The sequence below is a fragment of the Solwaraspora sp. WMMD406 genome, from assembly GCF_029626025.1.
GTDB lineage: Bacteria > Actinomycetota > Actinomycetes > Mycobacteriales > Micromonosporaceae > Micromonospora_E.
In genome coordinates, this window is the sequence record NZ_JARUBF010000001.1 from 4575421 (window position 1) to 4595737 (window position 20317).

Sequence of the window (20317 nt, forward strand, 5' to 3'; positions counted from 1 at the left end):
CCCCGACTCGACCGGGTACCACCCGAATCGAAACATCCCACAAGGTGTATAGGTCACCGATCACCCCTCAGGGAGGATTGTGTCCGTGATGCGGGTGGTAGCCAGGTGATGTTCACCGCCATCACAATCGAACATTGGTGGATGCGGGACGGAGTGGATAACTTCGAGCCTCAGGGTGGACGACGGGTGGAGGCTGGATGACGCATGGCAATGCCGTGTATCGCTACACGAACACAGCGATATTGTCGGTCGCGGCCCTGGAGGCACCGGTCGTCGTCACCTCCGATCAGTTCGACGACCAGCTGAGCGAGACCTATCGTCGGCTACGACTCCGGCCAGGGATGCTGGAGCGGATCGCCGGGATCCGCCAACGGCGTTGGTGGCCGGAGGGCTTCAGTTTCGCCGACGCGGCGGCGATGGCCGGAGCCAAGGCACTGTCCGAGGCAGGCGTCGACGCCCGCGACGTCGGTCTACTGATCAACACGTCCGTGTCGCGCAGCTATCTGGAGCCGTCGACGGCGGTGGAGATCCACCACACCCTGGAGCTGCCACCGTCGGCGTTGAACTTCGACATCGCCAACGCCTGCCTCGGGTTCGTCAACGGAATCCAGGTCGCCGCCAACATGATCGACGCGGGTCAGATCCAGTACGCGCTGGTCGTGGCCGGGGAGAGTTCCCGGGAGGCACAGCAGGCGACGATCGACCGGCTCCGTGGCCGCGACTCCACCCGGAACGACGTCCGGGAGCAGTTCGCCACCTTGACCCTCGGTTCCGGCGCGGCCGCGATGGTGCTGGCACCAGCGGACACCCATTCACACGGTCACCGCCTCATCGGCGGCGTCGGCCGCGCCGCGACGCAGCACCACAGGCTGTGTGTCGGGGACAATACCCGCATGCGGACCGACGCCAAGGGCCTGCTCGACGCGGGTGTGGAGCTCGCCGAGGCCACCTGGGCACTCGCCGGATCATGGGGATGGGACACCATGGAACTCTACGTGATGCATCAGGTCTCGGTGGCCCACACGCGCGGTATCGTCGACCGGCTCGGCCTCGACCCGCGACGAGTCCCGGAGACGTTTCCGCTGCTGGGAAACATCGGCCCGGCCTCACTGCCGTTGACACTGGCCCACCACGCCGAATCACTCCGGCCCGGGGACCGGGTGTTGTGCATGGGAGTCGGCTCCGGCTTGAACACCTGCGCGCTGGAGATCGTGTGGTGACCGGCCGACCCTCGGCGTCGTCACCCGGACTGCCCGGACTGGACAGTGCCTGGTCACGGTGGGTCACCGCGGTGGACAGCCAGGGCGTACGGCGTACCTGGCACGTTCTGGACACCGCCGCCACGACGAACCCGGCGGACCCGGTCCGAACCATCGGGACGCTGTTGTGTGTCCACGGCAACCCCACCTGGTCGTACCTGTGGCGGCACCTACTGGCCCGGTTCGACCGGCCGGACGCACCGCCATGGCGGGTGGTCGCCGTCGACCATCTCGACATGGGCTACTCCGAGCGCACCGGCACGGTACGCGGGCTGGCGCAGCGGATCGACGACCTCACCACGGTCACCGACGCGCTGGGTCTGACCGGGCCCGTGGTCACCGTCGGACACGACTGGGGCGGATCCATCTCGTTGGGCTGGGCACTGCGTCACCGCGACCAGCTGCGCGGCGTGGTGCTGACCAACACGGCCGTGCACCAGCCAGCTGGATCGCCGGCCCCCGCCCTGATCCGGCTGGCCGGACTTCCCGGTGTGCTACCCGCTGTGACCGTGTGGACACCGACCTTCCTGCGGGCCGCCCTCGCGTCGGCGTACCCGCGGCTGCCAGCCCCGGTCCGGGAGGGCTACCTCGCTCCCTACCCGACGGCGCGGCGCAGAACGGCGATCGGCGGTTTCGTCGCCGATATCCCGTTGCGACGCGACCATCCGAGCTGGCCGGCGCTGTCCGAGATCGCAAGGGACCTGCACATGTTGGCGCCCACACCGGCGCTGCTGCTGTGGGGACCACGCGACCCGGTCTTCGGTGACGCGCACCTGCGGGATCTGCGTACCCGGCTGCCACACGCGCGCCTGCACCGGTTCGAAGACGCGGGTCACCTGCTTCCCGAGGACGCCGACGTCGCTGGAGCGATCTCCCAGTGGCTGGCCGATCTGGACCACCCGCCCACCGCCCCGCCGGCACCACCGGAACCGGCCGCACCCTGGCGTCCCTTGTGGACCGCACTGGCCGAACGGGCCGAACGGGCCGACGACCGCGCGGTCGCGCTGGTCGAACTTGCCCACCGGGGCCGACGGGTCAGCTGGTCACTGCTGTGGCGGCGAATCCGGCAGATCGCCGCCGGCCTGTCCGCCTCCGGGGTGCGTCCCGGCGATCGGGTGGCGCTGCTCGTTCCACCCGGCGCCGACCTCACCGCCGCCGTCTACGCGTGTCTGCGCGTCGGCGCGGTGATCGTGGTGGCCGACCCGGGGCTGGGCCTGGCCGGGATGAGCCGCGCACTGCGCAGCGCCGACCCGGCGTACCTGGTCGCCGTCGGACGCGGGCTCGCCCTCGCCACGGCCATGCGGTGGCCGGGACGGCGGATCGGGGCCGGCGTGGGGGCCGCCGCGATGGGCGCGCTCACCCTCGGCGGGCTCGCCCGTCTCGGTGCCGGCACGGCGCGACTACCGGCAGCGCCCGGCCCGGACGACGAGGCGGCGGTCCTGTTCACCTCCGGCTCCACCGGGCCGGCCAAGGGCGTCGTCTACACCCACCGCCAACTCGCCGCGATGCGGGACGCCCTGGTCCAGCTCGGGGTCACCGCCGATACCGGGATCGTCGCGGCGTTCGCGCCGTTCGCCCTGTTCGGGCCGGCGCTCGGAGCGCCGTCGGCGATCCCCGACATGAACCTGGCCGCACCCCGGACGTTGACCGCCGCCGCGCTGGCCGACGCGGCGGCCGCGATAGACGCTACGACGGTCTTCGCCTCGCCCGCCGCGCTGCGCAACATGGTCGACACCAGCGAAGCGGTGGACGATCGACAGCGCACCGCGTTGGAGCAGGTGACGTTGCTGCTCAGCGCCGGTGCGCCAGTGCCCGCCGCGCTGCTCACCCAGACCCGGACGGTGATGCCCAAGGCACAGCCGCACACCCCGTACGGGATGACGGAAGTCCTTCCGGTCACCGACATCACCCTCGACGAGATCCTCGACGCCGGGCCGGGTGACGGAGTCTGCGTCGGCCGACCGTTGCCCGGTGTCGAGGTGGCGATCGCCGCCCTGGACCCGACCGGCACACCCGCCGACCGACCCGGCCACGAGCCGGGCGTGACCGGCGAGATCATGGTCCGGGCCAGGCACGCCAAGCATCGTTACGACGCGCTCTGGCTCACCGAACGGCACAGCTCCCGCAACCCGGGCTGGCACCGTACCGGCGACGTCGGCCAGTTGGATCCCACCGGCCGGCTGTGGGTACAGGGCCGGCTGGCCCACATCATGGTCACGTCCGACGGTGTACTCAGCCCGGTCGGCATCGAACAGCGGATCGAGACGGTGCCGCAGGTGGCCCGGGCCGCCGTGGTAAGTGTCGGACCGCCCGGCGCCGCGCGGGTCGTGGTCGTCGCCGAGACCCGGCCCGGGGTACGCCGTCCCCGGCTGGCGAGCCGGGAACTCACCGAGGCCGTCCGCGCGGTCGCCGACCCGCCGATCGCGGCGGTGCTGGTGGTCCCCGCCCTGCCCACGGACATCCGGCACAACTCGAAGATCGACCGTACCCGGCTGCGTCGCTGGGCGCAGCGGGTGCTCGCCGGCGGAAGGTTCAGCGGCCTGTGAAGATCCTGGTCACCGGTGCCAGCGGCATGCTCGGCGGTGCCGTCGCCACCGCCCTGCGAGCACGTGGCGACGCCGTACGCGTCCTGCAGCGTCGACCCAGCGGCCTGACCGAGGTCGACGAACGACGCGGCGACATCACCGATCCGGCGGCCGTCCGCGCCGCCGTCGACGGGGTCGACGCCGTGATCCACCTGGCCGCGAAGGTGTCGATGGTCGGCCCGTGGCACCAGTTCGAGCGGACCAACATCGGCGGTACGGCCACCATGCTGGACGCCGCCCGGGCGGCCGGCGTGACGCGGTTCGTCCACGTCTCCTCGCCGTCGGTCGCCCATCACGGTGTCGGTCTGGTCGGTGTCGGTGCCGACGAGGCCGACCCGCAGCGGGCCCGGGGCCACTACGCCCGCAGCAAGGCGTTGGCCGAGTTGCGGGCGTTGGCCGCCGACGCGCCCGACTTCGCCGTGGTGGCGGTCCGCCCGCACCTGGTCTGGGGACCCGGCGACACCCAGTTGGTGGGCCGGATCGTCGAGCGGGCCAGAGCCGGCCGGCTGGCCCTGGTCGGCCAGGGCACCGCACTGATCGACACCACGTACGTGAGCAACGCCGCCGACGCGCTCGTCGCCGCGCTGGACCGCGCACCCGAGGCGGACGTACACGGGCAGGTCTTCGTGGTGACCAACGGTGAACCCCGGACCGTACGGGAACTCGTCGACCGGATCTGCGTCGCCGCCGGCGCCGCGCCGCCGAAGCGCCGAGTGCCGGTTGCCGTGGCCAAGACGGGCGGTGCCGTGGTGGAGCGGCTCTGGTCGGCGCTTCGGCGCGCCGACGAGCCACCCATGACCCGGTTCCTGGCCGAGCAGTTGTCCACCGCGCACTGGTTCGATCAACGCCGGACCCGGCAGGCGCTGGGCTGGTCGCCGCAGGTCACCCTCGACGAGGGCTTCACCCGGCTGGCGATGGCGTACCGGCGCGGCGTCGACGCACCCTCCCGGTGAGACGCTCCCGGCGGGTGTCGCTCGTGGGCGGCACGGCATGCCCTGACTACTCCCGCCAACCGGTCAGCTCGATCCCCTTGGCCAGTTCGACCCGGAAACCCAGCGCGACCTCACCACTCTCGCCCGGCGCGAGCGACAGCCGCCAGGTCAGCTCACCCAGCTCCGTACGCTCGACCGGCGGCGGCACGACGGTCGTCTCCCGCACCACCACCGACTCGTCACGCGACACCGGGAGCTGATCACGCACCTCGACGATCGCCGGGCGGGGCGTGTGGTTGGCGACGGTGACGCGGTACTCCACCTCCCGCCGCCGGGTCGACCCGAGCGTGGCCTTGGACTCGACGCGCCGGTGCAGTTTGCGCTCCACCCGCAGCCGGTCGTCGACGCCCAGCGCCAGTTCGGTCTCCTCACCCGGCGCCCACATCGGCAGCGTGGTCGACGCGACGAAGTCGGCGTCGTGGAACACCGCGGCCGGACCGGGGAGCAACGTGTGCTCCGACGTGTTGCCGACCGTTGCCCGCAGGTGCGCCTCGGCGGCGCGGACCGGTGCGGTGACGTGGTCCAGCCGGACCGGCAGTTCCAGCACCGCGATGGTGGCCCGGTGCGCGCTACCGTCGGCCGGCACCGCCACCGGGCGGGCCGGGCGGTAGGTGGCGGCGCTGACCCCCTGCTCGACGTCGGCGACGCTTTCCCGTAGCCGGGGCGGGGCCGCCGCCGAACGAGCCGGGCCGCCGGCTGCCATAGCGCCGGGGGCCGGCATCTTGGCCATCATGTCCGCCGACATCGTGCGCGAGGGCGCCGGCCGGAGCCGATCGAGATACCAGGGCGACAATTCGGGTACGCCGGTCGTCGCCGCTGGCCGGGCGGTGGACAGGCGAAGGTCGCACTCCGGCCAGTCCTCCCCGGTGGTCTGGCTGACCATCCCGAACCAGGTGACGGTCATCGTGGCGTCGACCAGTCGCAGGTCGTAGGAGGGTTGCCAGCTCGCCCCCTGCACCAGGTAGGTCAGCTCCAGCTCGACCTCGGCCTCGGCCTCGGCCTCGTCGATCTCCACCGCCACGGTTACCTCGACGGCCAGCCGATCCGGCTCCCGCTTGCCGTGCGCGGCGTCGAGGTCGCGTCCGACCACGGCCAACTCCTCCGCCAGCTCGGTCCGCCGACGGGTCAGCCCGCGCCGGCGGGCACGCGAGTCGGCGAGCTGAGCGGCCACCGAGTCGGTGAAGGCGGCCACGTCGCTCAGCGCGGCGTCGCCAGCGGCCAACGCCCGGGCGTATGTACTGCCGGCCCGCTCGGCCAGCCGGGTGAGGAACTGTCCGCGCTGCTCCTCGATCCCGTCCGCGTCGTCGACCTCGGCCAACTCGTCGGTCAACTCACGACGACGCTGTTCCAGGCCGACGACCTGCGGGTCGCTGCTGCGGGCCTGCCGCCAGGTGGTCACGTCCACGCCGAGCACGGTGGCCGCCCCCCGACCGCCGACCCGGACCGAGTCCCGCCGAAGGCCGAGCGGGAGTGGCGCGACGCGTACCCGATGCTGGCCGGCGGCCAGCCTGGCACCGCCTCGCCGGGTCACCCGGGCCCGGTCCGGATAGACGGTGACGCCGACGATGGGTGCGTCGATCTCTACGGTGTTCACGGCGGCGAGGATAGTCGAGCCGCGCTCGCGCCCCCCGTTCGACGGCAACGTGGCGGGCGGCAGCTGGCGCGCTCAGTGCTCGGGCGCGACGGCTGACCGCCACTCCTCGGCCGGGGTGAGCGGGACGGGTGTGGGGCGTTCGACCGTCGTCGTCAGTTCGACCCGCCGGCCATCGGCGGCCGACCGGAGCAGGGCGGTCATGACGTCGAGTACGTGCAGTGCCACCTCGCCGCTGGCCCGGGGCGGACGCGTTTCGGCCGCCCGTACCAGGTCGATCAGGCCGACCCCCCGGGCGGCGGCGACGTAGCCGGCCCGCGGTGCGAGCGTGTGCCATCCTGGATCACCGAGCGCGAGATGGCGGACCTCGCCGTCGAAGGTGTTCGGATCGGGTACGGCGAGGGTGCCCTCCTCCCCCAGCACCTCAATCGGCGCGGCCGTCGTCGCGACACCGTCGAAGCTGGTCGTGAGGGTGCTCAGGGCACCACCGGCGTGTTCCAGCACACCGGTCACATGAGTCGGCACCTCGACCGGGATCCGCTGCCCGAGGCGGGGACCCGAACCGATGATCCGGGTCTCCCGCAGCTGGCTGGCCGCCCCGATCACGGCACGGACCGGCCCGAGCAGGTGGATCAGCGCCGAGATGTAGTACGGCCCCATGTCCATCAGCGGGCCGCCGCCCGGGGCGTAGTAGAAGTCGGGGTCAGGGTGCCAGCGCTCGTGTCCCGGAGTGACCAGGACGGCCGACGCGGACAGTGGGCGCCCGATCAGTCCATCGTCGATCGCCGCCCGGGCGGTCTGCGTACCGGTGCCCAGCACGGTGTCCGGCGCGCAACCGACGCGGACGCCGGCCGACACCGCCCGGTCGATGATCGACCGGCCCTCGGGGAAGGTGACGGTGAGCGGCTTCTCGACATAGACGTTGCGGCCGGCGTCGATCGCCGCGTCGGAGATCTCGGCGTGCGCCGCCGGGATCGTCAGGTTGAGTACCGTCGCCACGTCGGGGTGGTGCAGCAGCCGTTCGACGCTCACCGCCGCGGTGCCGGGGATCGTGGCGGCGGCGGCGACAGCCCGGGCAGCGTCCAGGTCGGCCACCGCGACGACCCGCACCGTGGGATGGTCGACGAGCGTTTTCAGGTACGCGCGGGAGACGACCCCGAGGCCTACGACGCCGACGCCATGCGGGTCGCCCACACCATGCCCCTTTCGATGACGGTACGCACACCCGGGTGTTCCAGCACGTCGAGGCTGTGTCCCGGAGTGGTCACGACGATCCGACCCGCTCCCCAGTTCCGGGTCCAGATCGCCGGCGAAGTGACCGGCCGCTGCCACGGATGCCACGCCCGCGTCGGGTGGGTGGTGGTGGCCAGCACCTCGATCAGGTCGTCGTGCAGCACCCAGTACTGCTCGGTGACCAGGTCGAAGTCGGCGATCCCGGCGGTGATCGGGTGGGTCCGGCCGAGGTCGGTGATCGTGATCGAGTGCGGCAGGAAGTTGTCCGTCTCCGCGCCGCTGCGTTCGCACGGCTGGATGCCCGGGTGGGTGGCGAACTGGCCACCCACCAGGTGTAGGTAGTCGGAGCTGGCACGGAACGAGTCGACGATGCCGCCGTGCCAGCCGGTGAAACCCGTACCGGCGACGATCGCCGCGCCCAGACCCGCCACCTGCTCCCCGGTGATCCGGGACATCGTCACGCACTGCACGATCAGGTCGGTGTCGGCCAGTTCGGCGGCGTCGGCGTAGATCTCCGCCGACTCCTCCACCCGTACCGCGTAGCCGTTGCGTTCGAGGAACGGGATGAACAAGTCTGTCGCTTCGACCGGCCGGTGCCCCTCCCACCCGCCGCGGACCACAAGGGCTCTGCGTCGCGTCACACCTGCTCCCTCCCACGGGTCCGGCACCCGGGCCACCGTCGCTGCCCGGTCGACGCCCGAGCGTTCGACCATCGACAACCGTACCCGGGCCGCCGCCCTGGGCGGTTATCCCCGCCAGGCTGACAAGACCTCCGAAGGACCCCACACCACATCCACTTTGGTCGAGTCGATCTGGGGCGACAAGCCGCTGAGGGAGATGATGCAAGCCCGCAACGGCCGTACTCGAATCCGGGTACCTGGGTGGCGCCCGCCGTCAGGTCGGCGAGGTCGCGCGGGTCAAAAGGACTGCCGAGCCATTTGACGGAACCCGCGAAGTAGACGTTCCCTGCCACCGGTGCCCGGTCTGCGCCGACGATGTCGATCTCCGGATCGAACTTGCGGTTCCACCAACCTCCAACCGCCTGCACGTCCGACCAGGGCAGGCTTCCGGCGATCGCGGCGAGTTCCAGGGACTCCCGGATGAGCGGTTCAACGGCGCGGCCACGCCATCCCTTTCAGCGCCGCTGGACGAGTTTGAATGCCGCTTCCGGTCGGCCTCGACGGGTCTGGTCCTGGGCGCTACAAGAATCGCTAGGCCCGTCGGCCCCCAGGCGGTCCCCAGCTACGCGCGGTCTAGATCAGCAATCCCCTACCGGAGCACGATGCGCTAGAAGCCGCTGACCAGGGCCTATCCCCTGGTCAGCGGTTTCTTTAGCAAGTGTCGGGACGGCCGGATTCGAACCGACGACCCCTTGACCCCCAGTCAAGTGCGCTACCAAGCTGCGCCACGTCCCGCCGCCAGCAGGCCTACGCCCCGGCAGCCGCTACAGCGTAGCGCACCGGCGATCGAGACACCGCATCGGCCCGCGCCGGCAGAGTCAGCCGAGGGTCAGCCGTGCGCCTTGCCCCGCCCGCCCGGGCCGACCTGCTTACGTGGCCGGACCGACACCTCGATCGGGGTGCCTTCGTACCCGAACTCCTCCCGCAGCTTGCGCTCGACGAAGCGCTGGTAGCCGGCGTCGAGCGGGCCGGTGGTGAACAGGACGAACCGGGGTGGTGCGATGCCGGCCTGGGTGGCGAAGAGAATTCTGGGTGCCCGCCCCCCGCGTACCGGATGAGGGGTGGCCTGTGCCAGGGCGGTGATCCACTGGTTGAGCTGACCGGTCGGCACCCGGGTCTCCCAGCTGGCCAGAGCGGTGCGCAACGCGGGCGCGAGCCGCTCCACCGATCGACCGGTCTTGGCCGAGATGTTGACCCGGATCGCCCACGGGATACGCCGCAGGTCCCGTTCGATCTCCTTCTCCAGGTAGTAGCGCCGGTCCGCGTCGACCAGGTCCCACTTGTTGAAGGCGATCACCAGGGCCCGGCCCGCCTCGACGACCATCGACAGGACCCGCTGATCCTGTTCGCTCAGCGTCTCGCTCGCGTCGAGCAGGACGACCGCGACCTCTGCGGCTTCGATCGCCCCGGCGGTACGCAGACTCGCGTAGTACTCGGTGCCGCTCGCCCGGTTGGATCGCTTGCGTAGTCCCGCCGTGTCGACGAACTGCCACGGCTCGCCGCCGATCTCCACGATGCTGTCGACCGGGTCGACGGTGGTGCCGGCGACCGCGTCAACCACCGCGCGGTCCTCGTGCGCGAGCCGATTGAGCAAGCTGGACTTGCCGACGTTCGGCCGGCCGACCAGAGCCACCCGACGGGGTCCACGCGGGCCGCCCTCGCTGATCGGGGGCGGGTCCGGCAACGCGTCGAGTACGGCGTCGAGCAGGTCGCCCGAGCCCCGTCCGTGCAGGGCGGAGACCGGGTACGGCTGACCGAGCCCGAGCGACCACAGCGAGGTGGCCTCGACCTCGATGGCGGCGTTGTCGGCCTTGTTGGCGATCAGCAAAACCGGTTTGGCGCTGCGGCGCAGCATCTTGACGGCCGCCTCGTCGACGTCGGTCGCCCCGACCATGGCGTCGACGACGAACAGGACCACGTCGGCGGTCGCCACCGCCACTTCGGCCTGGGCCGCGATGGCCGCCGCCCGGTCCCGGGCGTCCGGCTCCCAGCCGCCCGTGTCGACGACGGTGAACTGTCGACCTGACCATTGGGCGTCGTAGGGGACCCGGTCCCGGGTGACGCCCGGGGTGTCTTCCACCACCGCCTGCCGGCGGCCGATGATCCGGTTGACCAGAGTGGACTTTCCGACGTTGGGTCGGCCCACGACGGCGACGACCGGTACCGGGGCGCTGGGCTCGGCGGTCCGGGCCACCCCGACCGGCTCGTCGGCGACACCGTCGGCGATCATCGGGCGGTCCGGTCATGGAGCAGATCACGCAATCGGGCCACGACCTCGTCGATGCCCATCTCGGTGGTGTCCAGCGCGACCGCGTCCGGGGCCTGCTGCAACGGGTCGGCGGTGCGGGTCGAGTCGAGCCGGTCACGGCGGGCGAGCGCTTCGGCGGTCGCGGCGACGTCCGCGGCGGTCTCCGCGCTGCGCCGGTGCGCGCGGGTCTCGGCGGATGCGGTGAGGTAGACCTTGAGGTCGGCGTCGGGCGCCACCACCGACCCGATGTCACGTCCTTCGACCACGATCGGCGCGTGCGCCGCGATCAGCGCCCGCTGTTCGACGACGAGCATTTCCCGTACGGCGGGTACGGCGGCGACCGCCGAGACGGCCGAGGTGACCTCGGATCCTCGGATCTCGTCGTCCACCGCGACCCCGTCGGCGACCACATGGGGTGCCGCCGGGTCGGTACCGATCGACAGCGTGACGTCAGCGGCGACCTTTTCGACGCCGTCGGCGTCGTGCGGGTCGACGCCGGCCCGCAGCACCGCCCAGGTGACCGCCCGGTACATCGCCCCGGTGTCCAGGTAGCGTGCGCCGGCGACGCTCGCCAGTCGCCGGGAAACGGTGGATTTGCCAGATCCGGACGGACCATCTACCGCGACCACGAAGTTCCCGGTCCGCGCCTGCTCAACCACCGTCACTCCTCCTCGCCTGCATCGTCGTTCCCAGTCGTCCCACCAGGTACCGCGTACCGCTCACCCTGGGGTGCCCACCGAACCGGTCCATCATGCCTGGTCAGCCATCCGTCGCCGCGAAGAGGGCGGAGACCTCGGGATTGCCGAGCCGGCGGGTGCGGCCGGGCCTGAGGTCGCCGAGGCGGATCGGCCCGATGGCGGTGCGGATCAGCCGCGAGACGGGATGCCCGACCTCGTCGAACAGTCGCCGGACGATGTGGTTGCGCCCTTCGTGCAGCACGACCTCGACCTGCGCAGTCCGCCCCAGAGTGTCCAGCAACGTGTACTTGTCCACCTTGGCTACCCCGTCGGCCAGTTCGACGCCGGCAAGCAACCGGCGTCCCACCACGCGGGGCAACGGACCGGCCACCTCGCACAGGTACGTCTTCGGCACACCGTACGAGGGATGCATCAGTCGGTGGGCCAGGGTGCCGTCGTTGGTCAGCAGCAACAGGCCCTCGCTGTCGGCGTCGAGTCGACCGACGTGGTAGACCCGCTCGTCGACCCGGTCCAGGAAGTCGGCCAGCGCGGTGCGGCCCTTCTCGTCGGCCATCGTCGAGACCACCCCACGAGGCTTGTTCATCGCCAGGTACACCAGCCTGCTGTCGGTGACGATCCGCTCACCGTCGACGTGGATGACGCTGACCTGCGGATCGACTTTGTCGCCGAGCTGCGCCACCCGACCATCCACTGTGACCCGCCGTCGGAAGATCAGATCCTCACAGGCTCGTCTGGAGCCGATCCCGGCCGCGGCCAGCACCTTCTGCAGGCGCTGCGCACCGCTGTTGTCATCGCTGGGCATCGGCTATCTCTTCCACGTCGTCGGGCAGGAACGGAGCGAGCGAAGGCAGCTCGTCGACGCTGTCCAAGCCCAGTTTCTCCAGGAACAGCGGGGTCGTACGGTAGAGGTAGGCACCGGACTGGGGCTCGGTCCCGCACTCTTCGATCAGCCCCCGGGACACCAGCGTACGGATCACTCCGTCACAGTTGACACCCCGGATCACCGATACCCGCGAGCGGGTCACCGGCTGTTTGTAGGCCACGACCGCCAACGTCTCGAGCGCCGCCTGAGTCAGCCGGACCGACTGCCCGTCCAGGACGAACCGTTCGACGTAGGCAGCGTATTCCGGCCGGGTGTAGAGCCGCCACCCGCCAGCCGCCCGACGCAGGTCGAACCCGTGCCCGGCAGCGGTGTAGCCGGCGGAGATCCGGCCCAGTTCCGCGGCGATCCGCTCGGTCGGCTCCTCCAGCACCTGCGCGAGTACCACCTCGGAGACCGGTTCGTCGACGACGAGCAGAATCGCCTCCAGCGCCGCCCGAAGATCCAGCGGTACGGACGGGTCCGGCTCGCCGAGCGGACCGGACGGCGCCAACGGGTCGGGCTCGGCCGGCACCGTCGTCCACGCCGGCGCGGTGAGTTCAGCCTCGGACGAGGCAGGTGGCACGGCGAGTTCAGGATCGGCCCAAGGCTCTGCGGGCTCGGCCCGAGCAGCAGACTCGGCCTCGACCCGATCAACGGACTCGGCCGGGGCGACGGACTCGACCCGGCCAGCCGGTCCGTCGGCCTGCGGCGGCGTCGACCGGGCCCATGGCGGTACCCACGCGGCAGCCTGTTCGGCGAGCGAATCAGGCTGCTCGTCACTGCTCACTGCGTCGTCTCCTTCGTCCGCGGCGGTTCCGGCGGCAGCGCATCGGGCGACGCGGCTGGCCGCTCCGGCGATCCCGCGTACTCGTCGATGGTGAGCTCCGCTCCCCCGTCGGTTCCACCTGTCCAGCTGACGGTCAGCTCACCAAGGGCCTGATCCTGACTGAAGCCGACCAGGCCTTCCCGGTAGAGCTCCAACAGCGCCAGGAAGCGGGCCACGATCTCCAAGGTGGACTCGCAGTCCAGGCAGAGTACCTGAAACGACGCCGAACCCATCCGGCGCAACCGGTCGCGCAACACGGTGGCGTGTTCCCGGACGCTGACCCGTACCTGATGGACGTGATCGACCGAGACGACCGGGACCGGGCGCGGGGTCATCGCCTTGAGCGCGAGCTTGGCCAGTCGCTCCGGTCCGATCCCGAGCACCAGCTCGGGCAGGGCTTGCGCGTAGCGCGGTTCGAGGGTGACCGACCGGGGGTAACGCCGCCCGCCGACCGCCTCCAAGCCGGCGATGTGCGCGGCGGCCTCCTTGAACGCCTTGTACTGCAGCAACCGGGCGAACAGCAGGTCCCGGGCCTCCAACAGGGCGAGGTCGTCCTCGTCCTCCACCTGCGCGGCCGGCAGCAGCCGGGCGGCCTTGAGATCGAGCAGAGTGGCGGCGATGACCAGGAACTCACTGGCCTCGTCGAGGTCCCAATCGTCACCCATCGCCCGGATGTAGGCGATGAACTCGTCGGTCACCTGATGCAGGGCCACCTCGGTGACGTCGAGCTTGTGTTTACCGATCAGCTGCAGGAGCAGGTCGAACGGGCCGGTGAAGTTGGCGAGGCGGACGGTGAAGCCGGAACCCTCCACGACCGGTGCGGCCACCGCCTCGGTGGCCTGCTCGGGGGCTACGGCATCGGCTGTCGGGGCGCTCACCAGTCGACCGTAGTGCACCTGCGTGGCGGGCCACACCGGCAGGTCAACGCTCCGCCTGTTGTGCGATCACCTCGCGGGCCAACTGCCGGTAGTTGCGGGCACCGGACGAGGCCGGGTCGAGGCTGGTGATCGGAGCGCCCGCGACGGTCGACTCCGGGAACTTGACGGTCTTGGTGATCACCGTCTGATAGACCTTGTCACCGAAGGCCTCGACGACCCGCTGCAGGACCTGACGGCAGTGCGTGGTCCGGCTGTCGTACATGGTGGCGAGGATGCCTTCGAGCTCCAGGTCGAAGTTGAGCCGCTCCCGGACCTTGTCGATCGTGTCGAGCAGCAACGCCACGCCACGCAGGCTGAAGAACTCACACTCCAGCGGGATCAGTACGCCGTGCGCGACGGTCAACGCGTTGATGGCGAGCAGACCGAGCGACGGCTGGCAGTCGATCAGGACGTAGTCGTACTCCTTGCGGATCGACTTGAGCACCCGGGCCAGGGCCATCTCCCGGGCGACCTCGTTGACCAGCTGGATCTCGGCGGCCGACAGGTCGATGTTGGCGGGCAGCAGGTGCAGACCGGCGACGTCGGTCTTGATCAGGACGTCTTCGGCGGTGACGTCGTCCTGCATGAGCAGGTTGTAGACCGACAGGTCGAGATTGTGGGGATTGACGCCGAGACCGACCGACAGCGCGCCCTGCGGGTCGAAGTCCACCAGCAGGACCTTGCGACCGTACTCGGCGAGCGCCGCACCGAGGTTGATGGTGGTGGTGGTCTTTCCGACGCCACCCTTCTGGTTGGCCATCGCGATGATCCGCGCCGGCCCGTGCCGGTCGGTCGGCATCGGCTCGGGAATCGGCTTGCGCATCGTGTAGGCCGTGGGGTCGGCCGGCCCGAGTTCGGCGCTGAGGTCGAGCCCGGCCTGCTGCTCCCGCAGCGTCGAGGTCCACGCCTCGGCACGGTCACTGTTGCCCGCCATGTCCTGTGCGCCCCCTCCCGACGACTGCTCGGCGCCGGAACCGACCGGCGTCTCCAGCGGTGTCGCCGCTGCGGGCTCGTCTGCCGCCGTACGATGCCCGCGCCGTTGCTCGACTGTACGCCACCGGCCGCAGGTGCGGCGGACACCGGCCCGGCGTGTCGACCCGGCACGACCTGCGTCCCGGTGCGCCGACCAGACGGGTGCCCGGCCGGTCAGCGGCGGGCCCGTGGGTGTGCGAGGGCGTACACCTCGCGCAGCCGGTCGACGGTCACCAGGGTGTAGACCTGGGTGGTGGTCACCGAGGCGTGGCCGAGCAGTTCCTGCACCACCCGGACGTCCGCGCCGCCGTCGAGCAGATGAGTGGCGTACGAGTGGCGCAACGTGTGCGGGGACACCGCGTGCACGCCGGTGTCGGCCAGCCCGGCGCGCCCGGCACAGCGACGCAGCACGGTCCAGGCGCTCTGCCGGGAGAGCTGGCCACCACGCGCGTTGAGGAAGATCGCCGGGCTGCCCCGGCCGGCGGCGGCGAGCGCCGGACGGACCCGGGTCAGGTAGGCCCGCAGCGCCTCGGCGGCGTACCGCCCGACCGGCACGATCCGCTGACGTCCGCCCTTCCCCCGCAACAGCACCACGCCGGCGTCGAGGTCCAGGTCGTCGACGGCCGCGCCGACGGCCTCGGAGATCCGGGCACCGGTGCCGTAGAGGAACTCCAACAGCGCCCGGTCGCGCACCTCGAGCGACACACCCGGGCGGTCGACCTCGCCGGCGGCGGCCAGGAGGCGCTCGACCTGGTCGACGTCGAGTGCACGGGGCAACCGTCGGGGTGGGGCCGCCGGACGGATGTCCCGCGCGGCGTCGACACCGGCGTAGCCTTCGCGGGCGGCGAAGCGGTGCAGTCCGCGTACGGCGCTGGCCGCGCGGGCCGTGGAGGCGACCGACAGCCGCGGTTGGCCGCCGTCGCCCGCCCGCAACGCGGCGAGGTGCCCGGTGACGTCGGCCGGCGTGACGTCGGCGAGGTCCCGCACTCCGGCCTGGGCGAGCGTGTCGAGGTACCGGTTCAGATCACGCCGATAGGACCGCAACGTGTGCGTCGACAGCCCGCGTTCGACGGTGAGATGGTCCAGATAGGACCGCACCGCCTGGCTGAGTGCCGGTGCCGGTGCCGGTGCCGGTGCCGGTGCCGGTGCCGGTGCCGGTGCCGGTGCCGGTGCCGGTGGAGTTTCGCCGCTCAGCCGAGGACCTCCGTCAACGACCGACTGGTCATCGCGTGGGCCTCGGCGACCGGACCGTAGGTGAGTTCGCCGTCGTGCGTGTTCAGGCCGGCGGCGAGCGCGGCGTCCCGACGCGCGGCGTCGCGCCAGCCCCGGTTGGCCAGTTCGAGCGCGTACGGCAGCGTCACGTTCGTCAGCGCGTACGTGCTGGTGTGCGGAACAGCGCCGGGCATGTTGGCGACGCAGTAGAAGACCGAGTCGTGCACCCGGTAGACCGGGTCGGCGTGGGTGGTCGGTCGGGAGTCTTCGAAGCAGCCGCCCTGATCGATCGAGATGTCGACCAGCACGCTGCCCGGCTTCATCCGGGACACCAGGTCGTTGGTGACCAGCCTGGGGGCCTTCGCGCCGGGTACAAGGACCGCGCCGATCACCATGTCGGCGTCCAGCACCGCCCGCTCGACCTCATAGGTGTTGGAGGCCACGGTCTGCAGATGCCCCTGATAGATGGCGTCGGCCTGACGCAACTTGTTGATGTTGCGGTCGAGCAGCAGGACCTCGGCCTGCATGCCGAGGGCGATCGCGGCGGCGTTCATCCCGGAGACACCGGCGCCGATCACCACGACCTTGGCCGCGTACACCCCGGAGACGCCGCCCATCAGGACTCCCCGGCCGCCGCCGGAGCGCATCAGATGGTACGCCCCGACCTGGGGAGCCAGTCGGCCGGCGACCTCGGACATCGGGGCGAGCAGCGGCAGCGCCCGGTCGGCGGTCTCCACCGTCTCGTACGCGATGCCGGTGACCCGTTGCCGCAGCAGCGCGTCGGTGCACTCCCGGGAGGCGGCGAGATGCAGGTAGGTGAACAGCACCTGGCCGGGGCGCATCCGGTGGTACTCCTCGGCGATCGGCTCCTTGACCTTGAGTACCAGGTCGCTGTCGTGCCACACGTCGTCGGCGGTGGCCAGCACGGTGGCGCCGGCGGCGGCGAACTCGTCGTCGGCGATGGACGAACCGACGCCGGCACCGGTCTCCACCAGCACCTGGTGGCCGGCTCGGACGAACTCGTGTACGCCGGCCGGGGTGATCGCCACCCGGTACTCGTGGTTCTTGACCTCGCGGGGGATGCCAACCTTCACGTCGATGTCACCTCTCTGCCCGGCGGCACTGCCCGAACGTCCCTGTCCGGCGCAGTGTAGATCCGCAGCGACGGCGGGGCCGGCCGCATGGTGCCAGCGGTACGGCGACGGGGTTGACGATCTGTCATCCGACCCGGCCCGGGATCATCCAGCCGGTTCGGCCCTTCATTGGGTCGGACGTAGGAGGCTTCGATAGCCGTACGGTCAGTGCCGCCCACCCACCGTCCCACTATATGGACCACCCGCCGATCGGAGCCACCATCGATCGCTACATTGCCCCCTTATGACCACTCCTCAATATCCAGGCGCCTCGGGCGTCTCGGACAAAAGCAAGGTCGTCGCCGGCATCCTCGGCATTCTGCTGGGCGGATTCGGCGTCGGCCGGTTCTACATGGGCGACACGAAGACCGGCGTACTCCAGTTGGTGGTAAGCCTGGTCACCTGTGGGCTAGGGGGAATCTGGGGCTTCGTCGACGGGATCCTCATCCTCATCAATGGTGGAGTGGACGGGCAGGGCCGGCCGCTGCGGGACTGACCTTCGGCCCGGCACCACCAGGATGCACCGAGTGCCGGATGGCCGGGGTTGTCGTCGACTCCCCCGGCCACCTGAGCCTCACCCACGCCAGCCCCGGGCCAGCATCCGTCGCCAACCGGCGATCAGCGGATCACCGGGGCGGTCGCCGGTCGCAGCGCCGCCCACCCGCCGGCCCGGGCCCGTGCGGCGGCCAGCAACCCGGCCACCGCCGCCGCGTTGGTGATCTCCCCCGCGAACACCATCCCTACCGCGTCGTCCAACTCCACCAGCCGTACCTGCATGTCGGCTTCCTCGTCGTGGCGCGCGTGCCGTTGGTCGACCGGCACCGGTGCGAGATCACGCGCGACGAAGATCCTGATCATCTCGTTGGAGCAACCCGGCGAGGTGTGCAGGTCGATCAGCAGATCCATCCGACCGGCCGTCAGGTCGGCCTCCTCGGCCAACTCGCGTCGGGCGGCGGCCGGCAGGTCCTCGCCGACCACGTCGATCAGCCCGGCCGGCAGTTCCCACAGCCGACGGCCCACCGGGTGGCGGTACTGGCGGACCAGCACCACCCGGTCCGCGTCGTCGATCGCCACCACCCCGACCGCGCCGACGTGACGCAGGTAGTCACGGACCGCGACGCCACCGCCGGGCATCGTCACTTCGTCGCTGACCACCGAGAACATCGTCCCGGTGAAGCGATCCGTCCGCGATCGGACCTGATAGGAGTCCTCGGGTCCGGACGTCACGCCGTACCGCCGGACGCGCCCATGTCCACCGGCAACTGGTCGGCCATGGAGTAGTCGATCACCGCGCCGACGAAGGCGTGGAACAGCGGGTGTGGCCGGGTCGGCCGGCTCTTCAGCTCCGGATGGGCCTGGGTGGCGACGAAGAACGGGTGCTCGGCACGGTCGAGCTCGACGAACTCGACCAGCCGACCGTCCGGCGAGGTGCCGGAGATCCGCAGGCCGGCTTTTTCCAGAACGTCCCGGTAGGCGTTGTTCACCTCGTACCGGTGCCGGTGCCGTTCGCTGACCTCGGTGGCCCCGTACGCCTGCGCCACGATCGATCCCTCGACCAGCCTGGCCGGGTAGGCGCCGAGTCGCATGGTGCCGCCCAGATCGCCCTTGCCGGCCACGATCTGCTCCTGATCGGCCATCGTCGCGATGATCGGATGCTCGACCTCCTCGTCGAACTCCGCCGAGTTCGCGCCGACCACGTCGGCCGCGTTGCGGGCCACCTCGATCGCCATGCACTGCAGACCGAGGCAGAGGCCGAGCACCGGGACGCCGTTCTCCCGGCCGTACCGGGAGGCACCGATCTTGCCCTCGATGCCGCGCACCCCGAATCCGCCGGGAATGACGATGCCGTCGACCCCGGCCAGCGCGGTGGCCGCGCCGTTCGTGCTCACGCACTCGTCGCTGGGCACCCAGCGGATCTGCACCCGGGCCCGGTGTCCGAACCCGGCCGCGCGGATCGCCTCGCTCACCGACAGGTAGGCGTCGGGCAGGTCGACGTACTTGCCGACCAGCGCCACGGTCACCGTGTGTCGGGGATGGTGCACCCGCTCCAGCAGGTCGTCCCAACTGCTCCAGTCCACGTCCCGGAACGACAGCCCGAGCCGGCGGACCACGTACGCGTCGAGCCCCTCCCGGTGCAGCACCTTCGGGATGTCGTAGATGCTCGGGGCGTCCGGGGCGGCGATCACCGCTTCCCGGTCCACGTCGCAGTAGAGCGACAGCTTGTGCTTGAGCTTGTCGGGAATCTCCCGGTCCGACCGGCAGACGATCGCGTCCGGCTGGATGCCGATGCTGCGCAGCGCCGCGACCGAGTGCTGCGTGGGCTTGGTCTTCAACTCACCCGACGGCACCAGGTACGGCACCAGCGACACGTGCAGATAGAAGCAGCGGTCGCGGCCGACGTCGTGGCGGACCTGACGGATCGCCTCCAGGAAGGGCAACGACTCGATGTCGCCGACCGTGCCGCCGACCTCGGTGATCACCACGTCCGGCACCAGTCCGTGCTCGTCCGGATCGCCCATCGCCCGGATCCGGGCCTTGATCTCGTTGGTGATGTGCGGAATGACCTGCACGGTGTCACCGAGATACTCGCCCCGGCGTTCCTTGGCGATCACGGCCGAGTAGATCTGCCCGGTGGTGACGTTGGCCTTGCACGACAGGTCCCGGTCGAGGAACCGCTCGTAGTGCCCCACGTCGAGATCGGTTTCGGCGCCGTCGTCGGTCACGAACACCTCGCCGTGCTGGAAGGGGTTCATGGTGCCGGGGTCGACGTTGAGGTACGGGTCGAGTTTCTGCATGACCACGCGCAGACCACGGGCGGTGAGCAGATTGCCCAGACTTGAGGCGGTCAGCCCTTTACCGAGTGAGGAAGCGACGCCTCCGGTGACGAAGATGTGCCGTACCGTCTGTGTCGAAAGGGCCAAGGCGTGCTCCCGTGGGTCGTCTGACTGGTCGTGCAGACCGGCGCGTCACTGGTGAAGCTGCTGGCGCGATCCACGGGACTCCACGGTAACACCTGCCGAAACGGCCGGTTCGTCGCCCTGGGTCGGCGGTCGTGCGGGGTGAGCAGGCCGGACCGCGTGCGCCGGGTGCGGCGCTCGCCCCGGATCGA

At 70.8% G+C, this 20317-nt stretch carries 17 protein-coding genes and 1 tRNA gene; 4 read left to right on the top strand and 14 right to left on the bottom strand.

All coding sequences use genetic code 11. The features are described 5' to 3' along the window. Nucleotides 1-197 precede the first annotated feature (197 nt). From O7632_RS19995 to O7632_RS20005, 3 genes are read left to right on the top strand one after another with little or no spacing between them, the layout of a single operon-like run. The gene (locus tag O7632_RS19995) at nucleotides 198-1220 is read left to right on the top strand and encodes a 3-oxoacyl-ACP synthase III (protein WP_278116466.1); all 1023 of its coding nucleotides are present in this window, start codon (nucleotides 198-200) and stop codon (nucleotides 1218-1220) included. Further along, nucleotides 1217-3805, top strand: coding sequence for an alpha/beta fold hydrolase (locus O7632_RS20000; protein ID WP_278116468.1), 2589 nt, complete (start codon nucleotides 1217-1219; stop codon nucleotides 3803-3805). The genes O7632_RS19995 and O7632_RS20000 overlap by 4 nt, the downstream gene beginning before the upstream one ends. Beyond that, a complete protein-coding gene (locus O7632_RS20005) occupies nucleotides 3802-4797 on the top strand; it encodes an NAD-dependent epimerase/dehydratase family protein (protein WP_278116470.1) in 996 nt (331 codons plus the stop codon). The genes O7632_RS20000 and O7632_RS20005 overlap by 4 nt, the downstream gene beginning before the upstream one ends. A gap of 46 nt (nucleotides 4798-4843) precedes the next feature. On the opposite strand, the gene O7632_RS20010 is transcribed toward O7632_RS20005, so the two are convergent. From O7632_RS20010 to ald, 12 genes are all read right to left on the bottom strand, one after another. Continuing rightward, complete coding sequence (locus O7632_RS20010) at nucleotides 4844-6430, bottom strand: DUF4139 domain-containing protein (protein ID WP_278116472.1); 1587 nt, start codon at nucleotides 6428-6430, stop codon at nucleotides 4844-4846. Nucleotides 6431-6502: 72 nt separating this feature from the next. Further along, nucleotides 6503-7621, bottom strand: coding sequence for a Gfo/Idh/MocA family oxidoreductase (locus O7632_RS20015; RefSeq protein WP_278116474.1), 1119 nt, complete (start codon nucleotides 7619-7621; stop codon nucleotides 6503-6505). Then, nucleotides 7591-8301, bottom strand: a complete 711-nt coding sequence (locus O7632_RS20020) for a ThuA domain-containing protein (protein WP_278116476.1) — start codon at nucleotides 8299-8301, stop codon at nucleotides 7591-7593. Before O7632_RS20020 ends, O7632_RS20015 begins: the two co-directional genes overlap by 31 nt. Before the next feature lie 700 nt (nucleotides 8302-9001). After that, nucleotides 9002-9075, bottom strand: a tRNA-Pro gene (locus O7632_RS20025). A 94-nt stretch (nucleotides 9076-9169) separates the two neighbouring features. Then, on the bottom strand, nucleotides 9170-10570 hold the full coding sequence (der, locus tag O7632_RS20030; RefSeq protein WP_278116478.1) for a ribosome biogenesis GTPase Der: 1401 nt from the start codon (nucleotides 10568-10570) through the stop codon (nucleotides 9170-9172). After that, on the bottom strand, nucleotides 10567-11247 hold the full coding sequence (gene cmk / locus O7632_RS20035; RefSeq protein WP_278116480.1) for a (d)CMP kinase: 681 nt from the start codon (nucleotides 11245-11247) through the stop codon (nucleotides 10567-10569). Before cmk ends, der begins: the two co-directional genes overlap by 4 nt. 100 nt (nucleotides 11248-11347) lie before the next feature. Continuing rightward, nucleotides 11348-12088, bottom strand: a complete 741-nt coding sequence (locus tag O7632_RS20040; RefSeq protein ID WP_278116483.1) for a pseudouridine synthase — start codon at nucleotides 12086-12088, stop codon at nucleotides 11348-11350. Beyond that, entirely contained in the window at nucleotides 12075-12935 is an 861-nt protein-coding gene (scpB, locus tag O7632_RS20045; protein ID WP_278116485.1) for an SMC-Scp complex subunit ScpB, read from the bottom strand. Before scpB ends, O7632_RS20040 begins: the two co-directional genes overlap by 14 nt. After that, nucleotides 12932-13801: a segregation/condensation protein A gene (locus tag O7632_RS20050; RefSeq protein WP_278120216.1), complete on the bottom strand. Its 870-nt coding sequence runs from the start codon at nucleotides 13799-13801 to the stop codon at nucleotides 12932-12934. Before O7632_RS20050 ends, scpB begins: the two co-directional genes overlap by 4 nt. Before the next feature lie 94 nt (nucleotides 13802-13895). Beyond that, the gene (locus tag O7632_RS20055; RefSeq protein ID WP_278116487.1) at nucleotides 13896-14825 is read right to left on the bottom strand and encodes a ParA family protein; all 930 of its coding nucleotides are present in this window, start codon (nucleotides 14823-14825) and stop codon (nucleotides 13896-13898) included. 212 nt (nucleotides 14826-15037) lie between these two features. Beyond that, nucleotides 15038-15961: a site-specific tyrosine recombinase XerD gene (locus O7632_RS20060; protein WP_278116490.1), complete on the bottom strand. Its 924-nt coding sequence runs from the start codon at nucleotides 15959-15961 to the stop codon at nucleotides 15038-15040. A 92-nt stretch (nucleotides 15962-16053) separates the two neighbouring features. Beyond that, the gene (ald, locus tag O7632_RS20065) at nucleotides 16054-17169 is read right to left on the bottom strand and encodes an alanine dehydrogenase (RefSeq protein ID WP_278116491.1); all 1116 of its coding nucleotides are present in this window, start codon (nucleotides 17167-17169) and stop codon (nucleotides 16054-16056) included. 283 nt (nucleotides 17170-17452) lie between these two features. Between ald and O7632_RS20070 the strand changes: the two genes are divergently transcribed. Beyond that, the gene (locus tag O7632_RS20070) at nucleotides 17453-17704 is read left to right on the top strand and encodes a TM2 domain-containing protein (protein WP_278116493.1); all 252 of its coding nucleotides are present in this window, start codon (nucleotides 17453-17455) and stop codon (nucleotides 17702-17704) included. A 122-nt stretch (nucleotides 17705-17826) separates the two neighbouring features. Here O7632_RS20070 and O7632_RS20075 read toward each other — a convergent pair whose 3' ends face one another. Together O7632_RS20075 and O7632_RS20080 are read right to left on the bottom strand one after the other, a co-directional pair. Continuing rightward, nucleotides 17827-18372, bottom strand: a complete 546-nt coding sequence (locus O7632_RS20075; protein ID WP_278120218.1) for an NUDIX hydrolase — start codon at nucleotides 18370-18372, stop codon at nucleotides 17827-17829. A gap of 59 nt (nucleotides 18373-18431) precedes the next feature. Then, the gene (locus O7632_RS20080; protein ID WP_278116495.1) at nucleotides 18432-20129 is read right to left on the bottom strand and encodes a CTP synthase; all 1698 of its coding nucleotides are present in this window, start codon (nucleotides 20127-20129) and stop codon (nucleotides 18432-18434) included. Nucleotides 20130-20317 lie beyond the last annotated feature (188 nt).